The organism is Acinetobacter sp. YT-02 (assembly GCF_002412355.1).
In the GTDB taxonomy this organism is placed as follows: domain Bacteria; phylum Pseudomonadota; class Gammaproteobacteria; order Pseudomonadales; family Moraxellaceae; genus Acinetobacter; species Acinetobacter towneri.
Genome location: NZ_NOZT01000021.1, coordinates 19,309 through 41,359, shown reverse-complemented (window position 1 = coordinate 41,359; position 22,051 = coordinate 19,309). Strand labels below are relative to the sequence as shown.

General features: G+C 41.3%; 18 protein-coding genes and 1 pseudogene. 9 read left to right on the top strand and 10 right to left on the bottom strand.

Going from position 1 to position 22,051, the window contains the following annotated elements; genetic code table 11:
* Nucleotides 1-10 precede the first annotated feature (10 nt).
* Nucleotides 11-796, top strand: a complete 786-nt coding sequence (locus CF596_RS07720; protein WP_096901872.1) for an rRNA large subunit pseudouridine synthase E — start codon at nucleotides 11-13, stop codon at nucleotides 794-796.
* A 95-nt stretch (nucleotides 797-891) separates the two neighbouring features.
* Here the strand turns inward: CF596_RS07720 and CF596_RS07715 are convergent, their stop codons facing one another.
* Nucleotides 892-2,595 carry a M61 family metallopeptidase gene (locus tag CF596_RS07715; RefSeq protein ID WP_096901870.1) on the bottom strand — a complete coding sequence of 568 codons (1,704 nt, stop codon included), beginning with the start codon at nucleotides 2,593-2,595 and terminating at the stop codon, nucleotides 892-894.
* Between the two features lie 204 nt (nucleotides 2,596-2,799).
* On the opposite strand from CF596_RS07715, the gene CF596_RS07710 reads away from it, so the two are divergent.
* From CF596_RS07710 to CF596_RS07700, 3 genes are all read left to right on the top strand, one after another.
* A complete protein-coding gene (locus tag CF596_RS07710; RefSeq protein ID WP_096901868.1) occupies nucleotides 2,800-4,110 on the top strand; it encodes a D-alanyl-D-alanine carboxypeptidase family protein in 1,311 nt (436 codons plus the stop codon).
* A gap of 283 nt (nucleotides 4,111-4,393) precedes the next feature.
* On the top strand, nucleotides 4,394-4,876 hold the full coding sequence (slyD, locus tag CF596_RS07705) for a peptidylprolyl isomerase (RefSeq protein ID WP_096901865.1): 483 nt from the start codon (nucleotides 4,394-4,396) through the stop codon (nucleotides 4,874-4,876).
* A gap of 254 nt (nucleotides 4,877-5,130) precedes the next feature.
* Nucleotides 5,131-6,573, top strand: a complete 1,443-nt coding sequence (locus tag CF596_RS07700) for a deoxyribodipyrimidine photo-lyase (RefSeq protein ID WP_096901863.1) — start codon at nucleotides 5,131-5,133, stop codon at nucleotides 6,571-6,573.
* Nucleotides 6,574-6,655: 82 nt separating this feature from the next.
* Here the strand turns inward: CF596_RS07700 and yaaA are convergent, their stop codons facing one another.
* Nucleotides 6,656-7,435, bottom strand: coding sequence for a peroxide stress protein YaaA (gene yaaA, locus CF596_RS07695; protein ID WP_004972986.1), 780 nt, complete (start codon nucleotides 7,433-7,435; stop codon nucleotides 6,656-6,658).
* Nucleotides 7,436-7,884: 449 nt separating this feature from the next.
* On the opposite strand from yaaA, the pseudogene CF596_RS07690 reads away from it, so the two are divergent.
* Nucleotides 7,885-8,484 (top strand): annotated as a pseudogene (locus tag CF596_RS07690) (IS5 family transposase); the annotation flags it as partial.
* A gap of 77 nt (nucleotides 8,485-8,561) precedes the next feature.
* On the opposite strand, the gene CF596_RS07685 reads toward CF596_RS07690, so the two are convergent.
* From CF596_RS07685 to CF596_RS07665, 5 genes are all read right to left on the bottom strand, one after another.
* On the bottom strand, nucleotides 8,562-8,927 hold the full coding sequence (locus CF596_RS07685) for a hypothetical protein (RefSeq protein WP_004972981.1): 366 nt from the start codon (nucleotides 8,925-8,927) through the stop codon (nucleotides 8,562-8,564).
* A 135-nt stretch (nucleotides 8,928-9,062) separates the two neighbouring features.
* Entirely contained in the window at nucleotides 9,063-11,309 is a 2,247-nt protein-coding gene (locus tag CF596_RS07680; RefSeq protein WP_096901861.1) for a bifunctional prephenate dehydrogenase/3-phosphoshikimate 1-carboxyvinyltransferase, read from the bottom strand.
* Between the two features lie 3 nt (nucleotides 11,310-11,312).
* Complete coding sequence (gene hisC / locus CF596_RS07675; RefSeq protein WP_004972978.1) at nucleotides 11,313-12,404, bottom strand: histidinol-phosphate transaminase; 1,092 nt, start codon at nucleotides 12,402-12,404, stop codon at nucleotides 11,313-11,315.
* Nucleotides 12,405-12,477: 73 nt separating this feature from the next.
* Nucleotides 12,478-13,587, bottom strand: coding sequence for a prephenate dehydratase (pheA, locus tag CF596_RS07670; protein WP_004972976.1), 1,110 nt, complete (start codon nucleotides 13,585-13,587; stop codon nucleotides 12,478-12,480).
* Nucleotides 13,588-13,937: 350 nt separating this feature from the next.
* Entirely contained in the window at nucleotides 13,938-15,080 is a 1,143-nt protein-coding gene (locus CF596_RS07665; RefSeq protein WP_096901859.1) for an acyl-CoA dehydrogenase family protein, read from the bottom strand.
* Nucleotides 15,081-15,311: 231 nt separating this feature from the next.
* Here CF596_RS07665 and CF596_RS07660 point away from each other — a divergent pair, with 231 nt between their 5' ends.
* Complete coding sequence (locus tag CF596_RS07660; protein ID WP_096901857.1) at nucleotides 15,312-16,322, top strand: glycosyl transferase family protein; 1,011 nt, start codon at nucleotides 15,312-15,314, stop codon at nucleotides 16,320-16,322.
* Between the two features lie 84 nt (nucleotides 16,323-16,406).
* Here the strand turns inward: CF596_RS07660 and CF596_RS07655 are convergent, their stop codons facing one another.
* Together CF596_RS07655 and CF596_RS07650 are read right to left on the bottom strand one after the other, a co-directional pair.
* Nucleotides 16,407-16,676: a DUF1315 family protein gene (locus CF596_RS07655; RefSeq protein WP_004972971.1), complete on the bottom strand. Its 270-nt coding sequence runs from the start codon at nucleotides 16,674-16,676 to the stop codon at nucleotides 16,407-16,409.
* Nucleotides 16,676-17,626, bottom strand: coding sequence for an NAD(+) kinase (locus CF596_RS07650; RefSeq protein WP_096901855.1), 951 nt, complete (start codon nucleotides 17,624-17,626; stop codon nucleotides 16,676-16,678). The genes CF596_RS07655 and CF596_RS07650 overlap by 1 nt, the downstream gene beginning before the upstream one ends.
* A gap of 151 nt (nucleotides 17,627-17,777) precedes the next feature.
* On the opposite strand from CF596_RS07650, the gene mrcB reads away from it, so the two are divergent.
* Both mrcB and CF596_RS07640 read left to right on the top strand, forming a co-directional pair.
* Nucleotides 17,778-20,171: a penicillin-binding protein 1B gene (mrcB, locus tag CF596_RS07645; protein WP_096901853.1), complete on the top strand. Its 2,394-nt coding sequence runs from the start codon at nucleotides 17,778-17,780 to the stop codon at nucleotides 20,169-20,171.
* Between the two features lie 27 nt (nucleotides 20,172-20,198).
* Nucleotides 20,199-20,762, top strand: coding sequence for a tetratricopeptide repeat protein (locus CF596_RS07640; protein WP_225530235.1), 564 nt, complete (start codon nucleotides 20,199-20,201; stop codon nucleotides 20,760-20,762).
* Nucleotides 20,763-20,840: 78 nt separating this feature from the next.
* Here CF596_RS07640 and CF596_RS07635 read toward each other — a convergent pair whose 3' ends face one another.
* Nucleotides 20,841-21,740, bottom strand: a complete 900-nt coding sequence (locus CF596_RS07635) for a thiamine phosphate synthase (protein WP_096901851.1) — start codon at nucleotides 21,738-21,740, stop codon at nucleotides 20,841-20,843.
* Nucleotides 21,741-21,878: 138 nt separating this feature from the next.
* Here CF596_RS07635 and CF596_RS07630 point away from each other — a divergent pair, with 138 nt between their 5' ends.
* The gene (locus CF596_RS07630; protein WP_004972965.1) at nucleotides 21,879-22,049 is read left to right on the top strand and encodes a hemin uptake protein HemP; all 171 of its coding nucleotides are present in this window, start codon (nucleotides 21,879-21,881) and stop codon (nucleotides 22,047-22,049) included.
* Nucleotides 22,050-22,051 lie beyond the last annotated feature (2 nt).

Here is a 22,051-nt window from a genome sequence, read left to right as displayed (position 1 = left end):
AGCATTTCTTATGAAAATCGTCATCTTAAATAAACCATATGACGTTCTCTCTCAATTCCGTGAAGATGAAAAACATCTCACCATGTCGGCTTTTGTTGATGATCCAGACTTACGTTTAGCTGGTCGTTTAGATATGGATTCGGAAGGCTTGGTGTTCTTGACTGATCATGGTGGCTTGAATCAGTTTATTACCAATCCAGCCAATAAAAAATACAAAACCTATTTGGTTCAAGTCGATGGTGATGTCACTGAAGATGCCTTGGCACAATTGCGTAAAGGCGTGGAACTGAAAGATGGCATGACTTTGCCTGCGCAAGCGTATAAAGTCGATGAGCCTGAATGGTTGTGGGAGCGTGATCCTCCTGTACGTTTCCGTGCTTCTGTACCTACTTCGTGGATTGAAATTTCAATTTGTGAAGGTCGCAACCGCCAAGTGCGTCGTATGACGGCTGCGGTTGGTTTTCCAACTTTGCGTTTAATCCGCACCAAAATTGGTTCAATTGACTTGGTACAATTGGGTTTACAACCTGGTGAAACTAAAGAAATCGAACCGTTGTTGTATCCTGATTTTAAAGATGTGCCTGCTGCTGAACCGTATCGCTCGCGTTCTTATGTGAAAAAACCTGGTGGTACGGGTGGCAAGCCAATCCATCAAAAGAAAAATAAAGATGGCACTACCAAGAAAAAATCAGGTACGCCACGTATTTGGCAAATGGAAGAAAGTGAGAAACCTCGTCGTAAGACCAATGGTACTACACGCCCTAATACCAAAAGCCGTGGACGTCGGGCACGTTAATGAGTTGGTGAGTCAAAACTCAACTTGTTCAAGATACAAAAATGGATGCCGAAGCATCCATTTTTTTATAGCTGAACTTTAAATTAAACTTTAACTCAGCCTTTTAACCACTGTTCTACTTTTGCCTGATCTGTAACGCTTAATGCCACTTCTGGCAATTCAATCTGCGCAGCATTCAGTTCAAAAGTCATCAACTCATCACGGCGGAATGCATGAACAGTATAAGCTGTATCCTGTTTGGCATATTGCTCAAGTGATTTTACAGATGCCTTTAAGCCATCAATCGCAACAATCACATCAAGCGCAGAAAGTCCTGCTTTTGCCGCAGCACCTTCACGATGTGCAGTTTGTACCAATACCCCTTCAGGTTTATCTGCCAATTTCAAACCAAATGGCAAAGACTTATCCTGTTTTAGCTGATAATCAATCCCGAACTCAGGCAATAACTGATCGAGCGGCAATTCATCAGTCGTGTTGATTAAATGGTGGATTTGCTCCGACCAATCATCCCCAGTTAATTCTTTGCATAAATCAAAGATGGTGCGCTCATGTACTTGAATGCCCTGTTGCGCATTGGCATACAATTTCTGCATTAAGGCATCTAAGCTTGAACCACGTAAGCGCAAGCCCAAATCTAAACATAAAGCCACCAAACAACCTTTGTTATAGTAGCTGGTTCCTGCATTGTTCGAGTTTTCATCTTGACGATAGAACTTGACCCAAGCATCAAAACTGGATTCTGCCACCGTTTGAATCGCACGACCCGGGTTTTGCAAATAACGATTAATTTGTGCTTTAAGTAGCTCCAAATAAGACGCCTGATCAATTACACCACTACGAAGCAATAACAGATCATCGTAATAAGACGTAAAGCCTTCAAAAATCCATAACAGTGACGTATAGCCTTCCTGATTCAGGTCATAATTCACAAAATTTTCAGGACGAATGAATTTCACCAACCAACTGTGAAAATACTCATGGCTGCACAGACCTAAAAAGCGCTGATAATCTTTAGAAGGTTGTTCAGGCTCGTTGGCTTTCGGCAAATCATCACGCGGTGTAATTAAACTGGTACTGTTTGGATGTTCTAAGCCACCATAGCTATTGCCTGTTGCCATGGTCATAAAGGTATAGTTTGCAAATGGCGCAGAACCAAACATAGCAATTTGTGTGGCACAGATTTTTTCAATATCTTGCTGCATACGTGCAGCATTCATTGCATGTTTACCCGAAACCACAAATTCATGTGGAATATCTGCTGCGGTAAAACTAAAACGGGTTTGTTCTGCCAATTCAAACGGTGCATCAATCAGTTCGGCATAGTTTTTGGCTTTTAAGGTATAACGCCCTTTCACCAAACTTTTTGCAGTCAAACCTGTTGCAAGCTGAAAATGCTTCAGCTCATCTGGTAAAAATATTTCAACTTCAATGGCTTTGTCTTCTTGTCCATCTAAGCCCAAACAGGCACAGGCAGGATTGACATATAAACGCGTCTGATCGACATATGCACCACGCACCGACAAATCATAAGCGTAGACATCATATTCCACCGTAATCAATTCATGATCGGTATTAAATAAGCGCCATTTATTCTTTTCAAATTTCTGAATTTTGAGGATACGCCCTGCTTCATCATAAGCACGTACCGATTCAAGATGTTTGGAGAATTCACGAATTAAATAGCTGCCTGGAATCCAAGTAGGTAGCGATAAAACCTGAGTAGGATTAGCCAAAAAACGCACGGTGACATGCATAAGATGCTGACGATAATCGTCAAATTCGATTTGATAATGCAACATAATGGGCAATACAAAATGTATAAATAAGAACTTGGCCACAAGCTTAACATTTTTTTAGCATTTGATGCGTCAAGACGAGATTTGTCTGCATTTATGGCTAGCCAACTGCGCAAAAAAGGCATAGCATTCCCTAGTCTATTGACATTGTTTTTGCTGCTTAAAACCATTGTGACACCAATGGATTGGTGTAAATAAGGAACTTCTTTGAAACGTGTTATCTATCTGATTGCGCTGCTCTGTTGGCTATACAGCGCAATCACGCATGCCGCATTATTGAATATTCAAGCTGAAAGTGTCGAAGCCGAAGCATGGGCAATTTTAGACCCACAATCTGGGCAAGTGATTGCAGAGCACAATAGTCACGTACAACGTGCACCTGCTTCACTCACTAAAATGATGGTGGCTTATATTGTGCTCAAAGATATTCAGGCAGGTAAATTAGACCGAGATGAAATCTTGACCGCAACACCTGTGGTGCAGCAAGTGATGTGGGATGAATCACAAATGTATCTAAAAGCAGGTGAACAGATTTCGATAGATCAGCTATTGGCAGGCTTAATTATTATGTCTGCTAACGATGCTGCACTCACTTTAGGTGAACGTGTTGCAGGTGGTGTTCCGCAGTTTATCGCTCGAATGAATCAGGAAGCGCAAGCTTTGGGCATGCAAGATACACATTTTCAGAATCCATCTGGTGTGACTATGCCTAGTCATTATTCTTCTGCGGCAGATATGGCACGTTTAGCACAAGCGATAGTGACTGAAACACCCGATTATTTGGCTTATTCAAAACAAACTAGTTTTACCTACAATCAGCACTTTCACCGTGCGACCAATATTTTATTAAAACAAGACCCAAGTGTAGATGGGTTAAAAACAGGCTTCACCAAAGCTGCAGGCTACAACCTTGCCTTAACTGCAAACCGCCCAACATTGGATAGTGCTTCACCTGAGCGTCGTTTAGTGGTGGTGGTGATGGGAACCAAAAGTGCGCAAAAACGCGCTGAAGTGGCACATCAATTATTAAATTTAGCCTATAGCTATACCCGTAATGAAGTCGCGATTAAACCCAAACAAATGATTGCAGAATTGCCTGTGGTGAAATCGACTTTACGCATGTTTAAGATTGAAAGCAGTCAGCCAAAGTTTGTAACGACATCACTGTATGAACAGCCACATGCAATTAACTTGGCGCAGTTTGATCAAAGCACTCAACGTCTACAACTTGTGAATGCACAGGGCGAATTAGAAACACTTGAACCTGCACAGCGTACACAAACGCATGTCAATATTGAATTGTCTGAAAAGTTACTGACTGCGCCATTGGCACAGGTTATGAAACTGGCAACCGTACACGTTTATCAAAATAATCAATTGATTAACAGCTTTGCAATTGAAGAACAGGTCAACATTGTTGAAGCCAATATTTTTGAAAGAATCATGATGTGGTTTGGCAGTTTGTTTAATTTCTTTAGCCATCAACCTGTAGAAGATGAGAAAACTTCACTCGGTTAGAAGCCGATGATCCTCAAGAATTAAATATCACCAAGATGGGCAATGTCCCATCTTTTTTATTGTCATCTACACATCATACAAAGGGCTTAAAATGAGCCTGCAATAAAATCTGCAAATTTATAGGTATGACGCACAAATTTGCATTGAAATTATAAAAATTGCCCCGATTAACTAAAAAATGTCATAAAAAACTCGGAAAAGTGAAGAATTTGCAGAAATGTCTATAACAAATTCCACGTTTCACTTTATGATGTACCCTTAAAAAATTGAATGGATCAATAACATGACTGCTATTGCAAATGACCTCGTGGTTTCTTTCCACTACACATTGACTAACGCAGAGGGTGAAACTCTCGACAAATCTCAAGGTGAACCACTTGCCTATTTGCATGGTGCAGGTAATATCATCCCTGGTTTAGAAAAAGCGTTAGAAGGTAAAACAGTAGGCGAAAAATTTACTGTAAACGTACCTGCAGCTGAAGGTTATGGCGAATACAACCCAGACTTAGTACAAGAAGTTCCTGCACAAATGTTTCAAGGTGTAGACAACATCCAAGCAGGCATGCAATTCCAAGCGCAAACTGATGATGGCGTTCAAATCGTAACTGTAAAAGCAGTTGAAGGCGACAACGTAATTGTTGATGCAAACTTCCCACTTGCTGGTCAAGATTTAACGTTTGAAGTTGAAATCATTGAAATCCGTGAAGCTTCTCAAGAAGAATTAGATCACGGTCACGTACACGGTGCGGGTGGTCATCACCACTAAGATCAGTATTGATCGAAGCAAAAGGCAAAGTATTTTTACTTTGCCTTTTTTGTTTGTCATTCTAAAATTCAGGATAAGCACATGACTGAAAGATCCTTTCAGGCAGACTATTGCGGAAAGATCATTACAGGAAAAATCAACACAGCACATTGTCGTTTTATTGGACAATTAAACCCTTCGCATTTAAGACAATTTTACCCAGTCATGCTTATAATGAAGTCACCTTTCTAGCGCTCACATCAAGCATTCTTCCCATGCAAAACTATAATTTAGTTTGGTTCCGACAAGATTTAAGAATTTCAGATCACACCGCACTTTGGCATGCTAGCCAAGCAGGAGCTTGTATTGGCGTGGTGATTCTTTCGCCTCAGCAATATCGTTTACATCACGATGCGCCCATTAAAATTGACTTTTACTTGCGTCAATTAAATGCACTAAAAGACGAACTCGCACAACTCAATATCCCACTGATTGTTCAAATTACACCATCTTGGGCTGACATTGCACAAACACTGCTCCAACTATGCCAAACATTGAAGGACTCTCATCCGATTCAAAATATTTATGCCAATATTGAATTGGGAGTGAATGAGCTAAAACGTGATCTTGAAGTTCAACAAACCTTGAACCAACACGGTCAGGATTTGGTTTTGTACCATGACCGCACGCTTTTTCCTGTGGGTACGGTGCGCAATCAGAGCATGAAACCGTATCAGGTATTCAGCGCATTTAAAAAATATGCCTATCAACAGTTGAATGTCAGTATTCCGCGTTGCTTTCCTCTGCCGCAACCACAACTACCCATCCAACTTCCTAAACAATATCTCTCTACAGTGCCAAGTTTAGAACACTTAGGTTTCGACCCGCTTCCAACGGCACAACAAAACTTATGGGCAGTCACGGAACAACATGCACATCACTTGTTGGATGATTTTACACGTGAAAAAATGCACGATTATCAGCAACAGCGTGATTTTCCTGCGTTGTCTGGTACCAGCCAATTATCTGCGTATTTAAACTGTGGCATTCTCTCCATTCGGCAATGTCTGGCTGCGGTTTTTGCTCATTCACAAGGGCATTTTCATCTTGAAAATACAGGGCAACAAACTTGGTTAGATGAATTACTGTGGCGTGAGTTTTATCAACATATTTTGTTTGATTATCCCAAAGTTTCCAAGCACCGCCCTTTTAAAGATCAGACCGCACAGGTGGCGTGGCGAAATGATCCTGCAGGTTTAGCAGCATGGCAACAAGGAAAAACAGGCATCCCCATTGTGGATGCAGGCATGCAACAACTTTTGCAAACGGGCTGGATGCATAATCGAGTCAGAATGATTTGCGCAATGTTTCTGTGCAAAAACCTGTTAATTGACTGGCGCTTGGGTGAACAGTGGTTTATGCAACATTTAATTGATGGCGATTTGGCTGCCAATAACGGTGGCTGGCAATGGTGTGCCTCAACTGGTACAGATGCGGTGCCCTATTTTCGGATTTTCAACCCAGTGAGCCAATCACAAAAGTTTGACCCCAATGGTGATTATATTCGCACATGGCTACCTGAACTGGCACATTTAGATGCCAAAAACATTCATGAACCGTATGCGAAAAATCCAAATCTAAAACTGGATTATCCGCATCCAATTGTAGATTTAAAACTTAGCCGATTACGTGCCATAGAAGCCTTTAAACAGCTTTAAGAGTACAAACAGGAGATTGGTCAGTCTCGCCCCCATCTGCCATAGGTTAGCATGATGGGAGATTCAACGATTAAACCGACAGTTAGGCGGCTTGCTCGTCACGTTTAAAGACCAATTCGCCTTTTAAAGAACTGTCTGCATCGAAATAATAACCTTCACTATTGAATGCTTTTAAGTCTTCTGCGCGTTCTAATTTATTCTCGATGATAAAACGTGCCATCAAACCACGGGCTTTTTTGGCATAAAAACTGATGACTTTATATTTACCATTTTTCTGATCTAAAAATACAGGTTTAATAATTTCAGCCTGAATTTTTGCTTCCTGCACCGACTTATAATATTCATCGGAAGCTAGATTAACTAATAATGCCGACTGGTTATGTTTTAAATCTTGGTTAATTAAATTGGTGATGATATCGCCCCAGAAACGATACAAATTTTCACCGCGCGCATTATGCAACTTAGTGCCCATTTCCAAACGATACGGCATCATTAAATCTAAAGGACGCAATAAGCCATATAAGCCAGAAAGCATACGCAGGTGTTGTTGAGCAAACTCGATATCTGCAGCAGACAAACTATAAGCATCTAAGCCTGTGTACACATCACCTTTAAAAGCAAACATGGCCTGACGCGCATTGGCAAGATCAAATTCTGCTTGCCAGTCACGAAAACGCTCGACATTTAAAGTGGCAATTTTTTCACTCACACTCATTAAACTGGCAAGTTCAGTAGCAGAAAGTTTACGCGCTACATCAATTAACTCTTGTGAATGTTCAAGTAATCTAGGTTGAGTATATTCATCGCTTGGTAATGCAGTTTCATAATCTAAAGTCTTGGCTGGAGAAATTAAAGCGAGCATAAACCACCTAAATAAAAAATACTGCGCTCACTATAGCAGCAGCTTTCAACAAACTCCAATGCGTGTTTTTGTTTAACCCTATCGGAAAAACACGTTGCGTTGTATTGCTAGAAGATGATCTCTTAGATCAATCCAACGTGGAGGCTGAGGTGCTTTTATTTCAGTGTCTGCTTTAAAAAAACATTGATTCACTCTGATCAGTTGAGCTTATTTTTTTATAGTACTTGCAACATTTCTCTAGGCAATAAAAAACCCACTTAACTCTCCCAAATTAAGCGGGTTAAATAAAAATTATTTTGTTGTATTGTTCTTGCTGCTTAATATACGGTTGCGATGTGTCATTTAGATGACATTTCAATTAAAAAATGAATAGGATCTGTTGACATTTGCTGTATAAAAAAATAGCGAGATAGTAAAATTCAATCGCCAAACCAAATTCACTACTCGCTATACCTCGTACAATGTTGAATGATCAACACTGGTCTAAGTTAAAAGCTATTCTCGCAATTTTAATATTTATCTCAACTCAAATTTGAGAAATTTTTTTGAGGCAATCCTATATCGTATTAGAACAGGATGCCCTTCGAGAGATTTACCCGAGGTTTTTGGTAATCCAAACTCAATTTTTAAAAAGTACAATCGCTGGTCTAATAAAGATAAGATAATGAAAATATTTAAAATATTCTCAGAGAACGCTGATCGTGAATGGATATTTATTGATGCTACTCATGTTAGAGCACACCAACATTCAGCAGGAATCCCTAATCAGGATATTTCAAAAAGTGTTGGGGGTAATAGTTCTAAAATTCACTTAGCTGTTGACTCTCACGGTAACCCGATCGAATTTATTATTTCAGATGGAACCACCCATGATGTCAAAGTTGCCCCTATTTTAGTCGAACAATTAGATTTAACTGACACTGAAATAGTCTGTATGGATAAAGGCTATGATTCTGAAATATTAAGAGAGCAGATTAAAAATTAAAGTGCTAAAGCGAAACTTTCGAAGCGCAGTTGCCTTAGCTTGTATTTATCTGTGGCTGCCTTTATGAAATGTCAACAGACCCTATTTTTAATTTAAAAATCAAGTATAAATTTTAAACATCCAACGTCTTTGCAGCTTGGTTTAACCTTTCCATTCAAACTCACTAAAAGATTGGTCTTCTTTCAGAGTATTTTCTACCGCTTGCGCCAATTGATTTAATAAACTTTGCTCGGTAATTCGTTCTAGCCAGTCTTGTTCCTCATTTGGGTATGAAGTAATTTCACAAACAAGATGCCCATCTTCACCACGGCTTTGACAGTTTACTGCCAAAGGCAGCGCATGTTGATCTACACTTACAGCGACTTGTGCACCACTCTGCGGCAACGTTTGAAAGCCATAATGAGATAAGTTTTGTGAAAGTAAATTCGCCACATAATTCTGTGCCAGAGTGCAATCTTGTAACTCTTGTTTATTTTCACAATTCGCCATAAATTTTAATTTGCGCATGCTCGAACCCAAAGGCTTTTTTCTTGTATGGGTTTAGCATAAGCAATAAAACGCAAACAGCCAAGCAAAAGCTTGGCTGTTTCAGCATAAAGTCTAGGCTTTGCGACTCTTCATCGCAGCCCCTATCGTTTTGGCTTATTCTGTCACTTGAATATTCAGACCTGCCACACCTGCAAGCTCAGTAAAGGTAGGGAAACTTGTTGCTACTGTTTCTGTACCTACAATTTTAATTTCACCAGAAGTACGCAAGCCTGCCATAGAGAAACTCATGGCGATACGATGGTCATGATGTGATTCAATCTCGCCGCCTGTAAATATCGCTGACCAGTCACCTGCTTTGCCTTTACCCTGAATGATGATGCCATCGTCAGTGGGTGTGCAGTCAATGCCCATGGTTTTTAAACCATCTGCCATCACTTGAATACGGTCTGATTCTTTTACGCGCAATTCTGCAGCACCTGTCAGTACAGTTTGACCTTCAGCACAAGCTGCAGCAATGAACAATGCAGGAAATTCATCAATCGCCAATGGCACTTGATCTTCAGGAACATGAATCCCTTTTAAAGTACGTGAACCACGAATACGAATATCTGCAATTGGTTCACCGCCTGCAATACGTTCATTTTCCACGCTCAGGTCTGCACCCATTTGTTTCAGAATTTCAATCACACCTGTACGGGTTGGGTTAATACCCACCGCTTCTAAGGTTACATCTGAATTTTCTGTAATGGCTGCACCCACCATGAAGAATGCCGCAGATGAAATATCAGAAGGTACTTGAATATCTGTACCCACCAATTTACCGCCGCCTTGCAATGAAATACGGTTACCTTCAGTTTTCACTTCATAACCAAATGCACGTAACATACGTTCGGTATGGTCACGCGTTGGTTCAGGCTCAGTCACTGAAGTTTCACCTTCTGCCCAAAGCCCTGCCAATAAAATACCTGATTTCACCTGTGCAGATGCCATTGGCAAATCATAGTGAATACCTTTCAGCGCTTGCGCACCTGTAATCGATACTGGCGGTGTGCCACGTTCACCCGTCGTTTGAATTTGTGCACCCATTTCACGCAATGGTTTAGCAATACGTTCCATTGGACGCTTGGTCAATGACGCATCACCTGTCATAACAGAATCAAACTTCTGTGCAGATAACATGCCTGCCAACAAACGCATAGATGTGCCTGAGTTGCCCATATAAATTGCGCTTGCAGGTGCTTTTAAACCTTGCATGCCTACGCCATGAATGGTGACTTCACCATTTTTAGGGCCTTCAATGCTCACACCCATATCACGAAATGCTTGCAAAGTCGCCAATGCATCTTCACCTTCAAGGAAACCTGTCACATGCGTAGTGCCTTCGGCAATTGCACCAAACATAATTGAACGATGTGACACAGATTTGTCACCCGGTACGGTAAATTTACCTTGGAAAGTCTTAGCACCTGGCAAAATCGTAAATTGTTGTGTCACGTTATTGTTCTCCATAAAAGGTTTCTTGGCGAGCATATGATTAAAATGCTGTCGTGCCGCTTGTGCATGTCCAAGCAAGCCCATTAAAGCATGCGAGTCTTCTTGTTCAATCAGTTGGCGAATAATCGCGAGTTGACTTTCAAAGCCATCCACCGCTTTTAACAATGCAGTTTTATTTGCCAAGAAAATGTCATGCCACATTTGTGGATCGCTGGCAGCAATACGTGAGAAGTCACGAAAGCCACCTGCAGCATAGCGGAAAATGTCTAAATTATCTTCCCGATTTGCCAATTGTTCGACCAAATTAAAGGCCATTAAATGTGGAAGATGACTGGTATACGCCAATACCTCATCATGTTTTTCCACATCCATGCAAATTACTTCGGCTTTGGCGCTTTCCCACATTTGAATCAGTTTATTGACTGCCCACGGCGCACTGCTTGGCAATGGTGTCAAAATGACTTTGTGATTGGCAAATAAATCAACCTTGCCTGCATGCACGCCTGTATGCTCTGCCCCAGCAATTGGATGCCCGGGAACAAAACCTGCAGGTAAATGTTCTCCAAAAACCGCTTTGGCTGCAGCCACGACACTGCCTTTGGTGCTGCCTACATCGGTCAGAATTACATTATCTGCCAAATGTGGCTGAATTAATCGCAAGACTTTTTCTGTGGCTTGCACAGGTAGCGCCAACACCACTAAATCTGCGCCTTGTACCGCATCTACAGGATTGTTAAAGCCTTGTTCAATTAATCCTAATTCCAAAGCATCTTGCAGCGTTTTTTCAGAACGGGTCGATGCCACAATATGCCGACTTAAGTTTTCTGCCAGCATTACACGTGCCAAACTCGAGCCTATTAGCCCGAGTCCGATAAATGCAACTTTTTCAAACAATGGTTGCGCCATGTTTTATGCCTTCGCTTCCTTGCCCAATACTTTGGCTAATGCACGCAGGAACTTGGCATTTTCTGCTTCTGTGCCAATTGAAACACGTAAATGGGTCGTAATACCCACAGGACGTACAATTACACCTTCTTTCAATAAGGCATTAAAAGTTTGACCCGGATCGGCTTCTACATCTACCAAAATAAAGTTAGCACGTGAAGGCACATAATTCAGACCCAATGCTTTAAAGCCTGCTTCCAATTGCGCCATGCCTGCTTTGTTGGCAATACGTGATTTTTCGATAAAATCTTCGTCTTTTAATGCCGCAACCGCAGCCACCATTGCCAAGTGATTGACGTTAAATGGTTGACGAATACGGTTTAAATAATCGGTCACTTCTGCAGAAGCTAAAGCAAAACCAACGCGCAGCGCCGCCAAACCATAGCACTTAGATAAAGTACGGCTCACGATTAAGTTTGGATATTGCTCAAGGAATTTAAGGCTATTGAAGTTCTCTGGAAAATATTCCACATAGGCTTCATCTAATACCACAATCACCCGTGCAGGAACTTTTTGCATAAAGGCTTCAAATTCAGCCTCTTCAAACCATGTGCCTGTTGGGTTATTTGGGTTGGCAATAAAGATTAACTTGGTGTTGTCTTGAATTGCTGCCGCCATAGCATCCAAGTCATGTGAAAAACCTTTGGCAGGCACTTCAATCGCTTGAGCATTAATCGCTTGCGTTACCAAAGCATATACTGCAAAGGCATGTTGGCTGTACAACACTGAATCTTGATCTGAAACGAATGCGCGAGCAAACATTTCTAGCAAATCGTTTGAACCATTACCCAAAGTAATACGGTCATGCGCAAAGCCAAATTGTTTTTGAATTTGGTCTTTTAAAATAAAACCACCACCATCTGGATAGCGACCAATTTCAGCAATTTCTGCTGCAACGGCTTCTTTGACTTTGTCTGAACAGCCCAATGGGTTTTCATTTGAAGCAAGTTTGACGATATCTGTAATCCCCAACTCACGCTCAAGTTCACTGATTGGTTTACCTGGTTGATAAGGCTTTAACTTCGAGATGCCTTCATTGGCTGGGACAAACGACATTTTACACTTCCAGTTGACTAGGTGGTGAATGTGGCGCGCATGACAAACATGCACATCACTGAATTAAATACGATTACAACACGGCAGCAGGATAAGAACCCAAGACACGAATTTCTTTCACCAATGGACGGATTTCTTCAATCGCTGCACGGACATTGTCTTGCTCGACATGCCCTTCTAGGTCAATGAAGAATACATAGGCCCATTTTTCAGGCAAGGCAGGACGTGTTTCAATACTGGTCAAGCTAATATTGTGCTTCGCAAATGGTGCAAGAATCTCAAGCAATGCCCCTGCGCGGTCATGTGCAGACACCAACAATGAAGTTTTATCATTGCCACTTGGTGGAACTTTCTCACGACCAATCACCAAGAAACGTGTGGTATTTTCTGGGTTATCTTCAATATTGCTATGTAAAATTTCGAGTTCGTAAATATTGGCCGCAATTTCAGAAGCAATTGCAGCAGAATGCCATTCATTACGAATACGGCGCGCTGCTTCTGCATTGGAGCTGAGTGCCACACGTTCTACACCCGGATAATGTACATCTAACCATTTACGGCATTGTGCCAAAGTTTGCTGATGCGCATAAATTTGTTTAATGCTGTCTTTACGAGTGTTTTCTGACACAAGGAATTGGTGATGAATACGCAATTCTACTTCACCAATCACATTTAATGGCGATGATTTAAAGCAATCTAAAGTATGGTTCACCACACCTTCAGATGAGTTTTCGACAGGTACTAAACCATAGTGTGCACTGCCTGCTTCCACTTCACGGAAAACTTCATCAATAGTAGGCAAAGGACGCACAATCGCATCTTGACCAAAATGTTTAAGTACTGCGGAATGCGTATAAGTACCAATTGGCCCTAAAAACGCAATACTTTGTGGCGCTTCAAGTGCCAAACATGCCGACATAATTTCACGGAATAAACGTGCCATGGTCACATCAGACAACGGCCCTTCGTTGCGTTCCATAACATTACGTAAAACTTGCGCCTCACGTTCAGGACGGTAAAACAACGGGCTCTCTTCTGCTGCAAATTTTGCTTTCGCCACCGCTTCAGCAAGTCGTGCTCGACGGTTAATCAGCTGCTGAATCTGTTGATCTACAGAGTCAATATCTTCACGGATTTTAGCGAGATCAAGAGAAGTCGTTGTGTTCTGATCGTCTTGGATCATTGTTATGTCGCCCTTCATAAACATTTTGCAAATAGTATAACAATAGTTAGCTTTCAAATGTTGCGCAATACAACTTTCAGTGTTTCAGATTTAAAAACATACAGTTGATCAAAGCATCACCAATCTATACATTTAAGCCGCAACTTTGCACAACGTACTGCTAAAACTGGGTAACTACGCTTTTCCCTTTTACATCTTTAATTCTAAGCGGAGTAATTTTATTTTTAAGTGTAATTATCAATCAGCTCATTGCTTTTAAGTCTGATCAAATTCATAAAAAAAGAGCCAGCACTGGGCTGACTCTGGTGATGATCATTGAGCTTTATTCACTCGGGTTTTAAGGCATTGATTTAACGCCCCAATAAACCACGCGCGACAATTTCTTTCATAATTTCATTGGTTCCACCGTAAATCCGCTGGATTCGTGCATCGACAAAGAAACGAGAAATTGGATATTCCGTCATATAGCCATAGCCACCAAACAGTTGCAGCAATTGATCGGCAATTTTCATTTGCATATCTGTCGCAAAGCTTTTTAAAGCGGCTGCAGTTTCGACGTCCAGTTTGCCCTGCATATACAATTCGACGTTTTGATTATAAAAAGCAGCGGTTGCCAATTCATCAATTTTAGCCTGTGCCAAAACAAAACGGGTATTCTGGAACTGACCAATGGCTTGTCCAAACGCCTGACGCTCTTGCACATATTGTGTGGTCACATCAATTGAACCACGAATAGCACCCAATGCTGTGGCTGCAATCGCGGTACGTTCACGTGGCAATTCTTGCATTAAATAGGCAAAACCATGCCCTGCCTGTCCCAACAGTTGGTTTTTCGGCACTTTGACATTGTCGAAGAATAGCTCTGACGTATCTTGTGAATGCAAACCAATTTTTTCCAAATTGGTGCCTTTTTTAAAGCCTTCTAAATGAGTATCGACCAACATGAGCGATACGCCTTTGGCACGTGCTTGCGGATCAGTTTTTACTGCCAAAACCACCAAGTCTGCATGCTGACCATTGGAAATAAAGGTTTTAGAACCATTCAGTACATAATGATCATCTTGCAAAATGGCATTGGTACGCATGGCTTGTAAGTCTGAACCCGCGCCTGGCTCGGTCATGCCAATTGCACCAACCACTTCACCCGATACCATTTTAGGCAGCCAGTATTGTTTTTGTTCTTCTGTACCAATATGCAAAATGTACGGCGCAGCAATTTCAGAATGACAGGAAATACCTGTAGAAAGTGCGCTATAACCTGCACGTGCCGATTCTTCGACCAACATTAGGGAATAATGCGTTGGAACACCATAGCCGCCATATTCTTCAGGCACATCAATACATAAAAAGCCATTTTCACCTAACAGATTCCACACGCTGCGCGGCATGATGCCCTCACGTTCCCACGCAGCATAATGCGGTGCAATATGCTCCTGCATAAAACGTCGAAAGTTATCTCTAAATAATTCTAAATCAGCATCATAAGCCAGCATATCCAATCCTTTATTTTTCAATTGTTGTTTTCAACAGTATCCATGCTATGCATTTTTATGCAGGCTGTCATGTGTTATCCCTACAGATTGTCTTACTTTACAGTCAAACTTTAGTCGTCATTTCAGATGTGCAAACGAAGCTTGTATAAGCTGAAGCTATGAATAGTGCTGCAAACTGTTGCCGAAGTTTATACACTAGTATACTAACTAAAGATGTGTGTGAACTCGCTTATGCCAAATACAAACCCCAATAAAAGAAATATTTATAAAGATGCAGAACATCCATTCGCACAATTTATTCGAATTATTGGCAAAGGCAAAACAGGCGCACGTTCACTGACCTATGATGAAGCCTATCAAGCTTTTTCTATGATTTTGCGCAATGAAGTGTTGGATGTGCAATTGGGTGCTTTTTTAATGTTGCTGCGTGTGAAGGAAGAATCTGTAGAGGAGTTGGCAGGTTTTGTACAAGCTACCCGTGATCAACTGCAATTTAAACCGCTTCAGGTCGATTTAGACTGGTCATCTTATGCAGGTAAACGCAGACATTATCCGTGGTTTTTATTGGCAGCACTGACTTTAGCAAAACATGGCTATAAAGTGGTGATGCATGGTGCTTCTGGGCATACCATCAACCGTTTATATACCGAACAAGCACTGCAATATTTAGATTATCCAATTTGCCAAAATGACCTAGACGTTGAGCAACAATTAGCGCAGCGTAATTTTGCTTATTTACCTTTAGATGTTATTTCACCGATTTTGAGTGAGTTGATTAATTTACGCAATGTGATGGGTTTACGTTCTCCTATTCATACCCTTGCCCGTTTAATCAATCCATTTAATGCCAAAGCCACCATGCAGGCGATCTTCCACCCCGCTTATCGCAGCTCGCATCAACAAGCCGCATTTCAGTTGGGTTATCAAAACAGTGCAGTAATTAAAGGCGAAGGCGGTGAATTTGAGCGCAACCCTGATGCCAAGACATTAATTTGTGGCATCAAAAATGGCGCTTTATATGAACACGAACTGCCTAAACTGACCGATAACCGTAGCCCTGTAGAAGAAGAATTGGATTTGGCAGTATTTAAAGCCGTCTGGCTAGGTCAGCAAACTCATGAGTATGGTGAAGTCGCCATTACTGAAACCATGGGTATTGCTTTATATACCATGGGTGTTTGTGATGATTATGCGGCAGCAATGCAAAATGCACAGCAGCTTTGGCAAAATCGTCACAACTAAAACGTCATTGAAGATACAAAAAAAGACACCCATCTCAGGTGTCTTTTTCATCTTTCAATTTTCATGAAAGCAGTTTTGCATCATTTAAACAAAACGAATCGGTTTAAATTCTTCATGCTTGTGATGATCGTCATCACACTGCTCGCCTTCTTCTTTAGTGCCACGGTCAATATAGCCACTACGCTCAGTTTCAGGCAGGTTTTTCATTTCCCACGCATACACTGCTTGCATACAAATTTGACGTTGCTCTTGGGTCAGCGCAACACCGTTTGGCCACTTGCCAATTTCAATTGCCGTTTTTAAACGTCCAACAATTTCAGGATCGAGTACGGCAAGCATTTGTTCAATATTCATCATTCATCCTGCTGTTGCATTGATTCAAAATCTTGATTCCACCCTAATTTGGTACGACATGCCATATAGAAGTCATAACCTGGTGGATGTAATAAATTTAATTTATAAGGATGTTTGCGGATATGCAAACTATCTCCGACATTTAATGAAACACTATGTTGACCGTCAGCACTAACCATCGGCAACACACGGTTTTCACGAATATTGATTTTAATTTCGCTGTGTCCACCCACCACAATTGGGCGTGAAGACAAGGTATGTGGATGCATAGGCACCAATGCAATTGCATCCATGCTCGGATGTACAATTGGGCCACCACCCGACAAAGCATAAGCCGTTGAACCTGTTGGGGTCGAAACGATTAAACCATCACTGTGCTGACGATAGACATATTGCCCATCAATATTCAGTTCAAAGTCAATCATGTGAACCGACTTACCCGAATGTAGCACCACATCATTTAAGGCAATCGCTTCATAAATGATTTCACCTTTAGAGCGCACTTCCATTTCCAATAAAAAACGACGGTCTGACTGAAAATGTCCTTGCAAAACCTGATCGAGTTTAAAGATTACTTCTGTCGGTTTAATATCGGTTAAAAAGCCTAAACGCCCACGGTTCACACCAATTACAGGGGTATTGTATTTAACCAAAGCGCGCGCTGCGTGCAGCAATGAACCATCCCCCCCCACCACAATCACCAAATCGACCACTTCGCCTAATAAAGCACGGCTGACTGTTTGGGTGTTGTTATAAGGTACAAGTTGAGCAGTGTCAGAATCAAAAACGGGATGCAAACCCAATCCTAAAATATGGTCGTGAATCAGACATAATGTTTCTACGACAGAATATTTGTCTGGACGGCCAATCAGTCCAATGTTCCGAAAGTTCTTATGTGAAATTTGCACCTGCGATATCGCTCCGCTACGATTCGATTCGACGCCTATCATAGCACTAACCTAGTTGATTTAAAAAAACTTTAAAACTACATTTCTGCTCAATTTTATGACGATATTTTCCCTTCAGTCACAGATTAATTATTGCAAATTCAGTAAAAGCTTCGCATGATTAGCAAAATTTATCAGGATCTTATCGCGATTTATGAAGTCTGAGCGTGGCATAGGCATAATTGCATTACTATTTTGCATCATCGTTATTGGTGGATTTATTGCATTTAGTATCTACTTGATTCGTCTGGATAATATTGTCAGAGACAAATTTGAAGGACAGCGTTGGGATATTCCAGCCAAGGTTTTTGCACGCCCGTTAGAAGTGTATAGCAATGCACCTGTCAGCCAGACCGACTTTACTCAAGAACTGAAACTGCTTGGCTATAAAAATACAGATAATTATGCTAAATCAGGCAGTTATGTCAGCGATGGTAATACTTTATTTGTGCATACCCGTGGTTTTGACTTTGGAGACAGTGTCGAACCTGAACAGGTTTTAAAAGTCAGTTTTGCCAACAATCAAATTAGTGAAGTGAGCGCCACCAAACCATCTAATACAGGTATTGCACGTTTAGAACCGATGTTGATTGGCGGAATTTATCCACAGCACAATGAAGATCGTGTGCTGATTAAACTGAATAAAGTACCTAAACCGCTGATTGAAGCCCTTATTGCCACTGAAGATCGTAATTTCTATCAACATCACGGCGTTTCAATTCGTGGTACTGCACGTGCTATTGTCAGCAACGTCACTGGTGGCAAACGTCAGGGTGGTTCTACCCTTACGCAGCAATTGGTGAAAAACTTTTATTTAAGCCCAGAACGCACCTTAAAACGTAAGGCCAATGAAGCACTCATGGCCATGCTGATTGAACTACATTACAGCAAAGATGAAATCTTAGAAGCCTATTTAAATGAGGTGAATTTAGGTCAAAACGGTAACTATTCTATTAATGGTTATGGTCTAGCTTCACAGTTTTATTTTGGTATGCCGTTGCGTGAGCTAAACATTTCACAACAAGCCTTTTTGGTCGGTTTGGTACAAGGTCCATCATTATATAATCCTTGGCGCAACCCTGAAGCTGCCAAAAAACGTCGTGACATTGTACTAAACAATATGTTGGTGATGGGTTATTTAAACCAAGAACAATATGAAAAAGAAACTGCGCGTCCCTTAAATGTCATTACAAAACCGACCATTGGCCCTGCCCGTTTCCCTGACTTTTTAGATATTGTCCGCCGTCAATTACGTACTGAATATCAAGAAGGAGATTTGACCAATCAGGGTTTGCGTATCTTCACGACGCTTGATCCGATTGCACAAACCAACGTACAAAATGCTTTTAAAGCATCGGTTGAGCGTTTAAGCAAAGCCAATCCAAAGCGTTTAAAAGAATTACAAGGCGCGGTGCTAATTTCTCATCCTGAAAATGGCGAGTTAGTGGCAGCGGTAGGTTCTACGCAAGATTTTACGGGTTTTAACCGTGCCTTGGATGCCAAACGTCAAGTTGGCTCACTGCTCAAACCAATTATTTATTTAAGTGCGATTGAGTCTGGTCGATATAACTGGGCAAGTCCTGTAGAAGACAGCCAAATCAGCATCCCAATTGATGGTAAATCTTGGACACCACGTAATTATAGCGGCAGCGATCATGGGATTGTGTCTATGTCACAAGCCCTATCTCAGTCTTATAACCTATCTGCAGTTCGTTTGGGACAGGAGTTTGGATTATCTACCTTCCGTAATCACCTCATTAAATTTGGTGTACCAAGTGATGCGGTTCCGCAATATCCATCTATTTTCTTGGGTGCGGTAGATTTATCACCAATGCAAGTGATGGACATTTACGGTAACTTTGCCACAGGTGGTTTTAAATATCCGACCAAAGCGATTCGCACCGTAGTCGATGCCAATGGACGTTTACTGGATCGTTATGGTTTAACCGTACAACAAACTATTGATCCTTCTGCCGCCTATATTTTGAATTATGGCTTACAGCAAGTGATGAGTTCTGGTACAGGTCGTTCAGCTTACAATAGCTTATCGACAGATTTAAAATTGGCAGGCAAATCAGGTACAACCAATGATACTCGTGATTCATGGTTTGCGGGCTATTCAGGCAATTATTTAGCCGTTGTATGGCTGGGTTTGGATGATAACAAAGTCACAGGCTTAACAGGCTCGTCTGGTGCTTTGCCTGTCTGGAGTAATGTGATGCAGCAATTGCGTCAAAAACCTGTCAACTTACGTCAGACCGAACAAATTCAATGGCATTGGATTGACCGCAGTTCTGGGCATTTATCTGCACAAGGCTGTGAAGGTGCGATGTATATTCCAGTGAATCGTAATAATGTACCGCGTCAGGCAACCGCATGTGGTTTTTCACACTATCAAGTTGAACCCGTTTACCAACCCGATACTGAAACTCAGCAAACAGCTCCTGAAACCAGTGACAGTATCGAAAATTATATCCGTGAAACTGAACCCGTAACAGATGACAATACCGATGGTCGTGTCATCTCAAGTGGCAGTTATATCAATTAAACTTGAGGATATCGGTCAGTTACGCTTATGAAATTATCACGTTTAAGACAAGTTTTTTTCACCACATTCGCTATGGGTGCGATGGCAACGATTGTAGCTTGCCAGAGTTTACCTGAACCGCCTGCTCCTCAGCCTGTGCCTGAAAAACCTAAAACTGTGACGACACCAGAAGGTGTGGTGATTCGTCCTTATGAACGTGAAGAAATTAAGCGTCAATCGTTGCAAGTGGTGGTGCCACAACAAACCGTGCAACAAAAATTAGAGGATGGTCGTAGTTTGCCTGCTTTTCAAAAGTTGATGCAGCAAACCCAGACCGCTTATAAACAAGGTCAATTCAATCAGGCCGAAACAGCAGCTTTGCAAGCGCAGCGACTTGCCCCACAAGCGGCTGAAACCTATTTATATTTGGCTTTAATTGCCAACCAAAAGAAGCAACCCGCTAATGCAGAAGCCTTGGCACGTCGTGGTTTAAGCTATGCACAAAGCGATGCTATGAAACGTCAATTATGGCTAGTCATTCAAAAAGCAGCACAGCAACAAAATAATGCCAAAAGCCTTGCGCAAGCCCAACAAGCTTTGAAAGATTTGTAAGGACGATAATTTAATAAACTAAAAATCGCTGAGTGTGATTACATCAGCGATTTTTTTATTTGCGCAAACTAGAAAAAATCAAATAAAACGTACACCTGCAATGCCATAGGCATGATGCTGCTCTGCGGTAGTTAAATCATCTTGAGTTAAGCCACCCAAAGCAAAAACAGGAATATCGACAAATTCAGCGATCTGCTGGAATTTTTCCCATCCTAAAGGTGTGGCATCATGATGCGTGGTGGTTACTAAAACAGGACTGAGTAAAATTGCTTCACAACCAATTTGCTGTGCATGTTGTGCCGAAACAATATCATGACACGCTGCAATATAACGCTGCCCAACTTTTAAATCGCCCTTTTGTAATTGCATCAGTTGCGATTGTTTTAAATGAATTGCTGCAATGGCGTGTTGCTGAATCGTATTTAATTGCTTCCACAATTCCAAATTGACAATCACTTGCCCCAGTTGCTCAATGCAATATTCTGACAATTCGACCTTGCATGCAGCATTGGGTTCAACCCGCCAATACAGCAGTTTTTGCTTAGGCAAATTTGCTAAATGTTTTAAATCTTCACTGACTTTAATTGCCTGTTGCCACACTAGTCGTTGCACAATTGCACGATTGGCTTGTGGAAAATTCAGCTCTAAAAGTTGCGGACGGCTAAACCATGTCCAAGGCACTTGAATATCTTTTAATAAAGCTGCGGGTACAGCAGCCTGAAAAATATGCAGATTGACAATCACATCATCATATTCATGGCAAATAATATCAAAAGCATGCCAATGCTGTATGCCAACACCAACTTCTTCAAACACTTCACGGCGGCAAGCATCTACAGGAGTTTCGCCTGCTTCCACTTTCCCACCTGGAAATTCGTGTTTATTGCCCTGATGTTGTTTGGCTTCGCGCCAACCCACCAACACTTTGTTTTGATGAAATAACAGCGCAATTGCCACATGAATATTTGGCTTGGACATGAACCCGATTCCTTTTTTGCAATGTACGTTTTATTGCAAATTGTAGACTTTTATAAAATCAAAAATAATCCGTTGACAGGCTTATATGATAATGATTATCATTTAAAACAATTCTTACACACCACGGAGTAACTCAAAATGAACGCCCCATTTAATTTATTTTCACGTCATTCAGACACTCAGCATGCCCTACCTATGTTACATTCAAATAACTTGTTTGCGCTAGGACGCGAAATTCGTATTTTGCATGCAGGCGAAGAATATCGTTTACGCTTAACCCGTAACAATCGTCTTATTCTCACAAAATAATT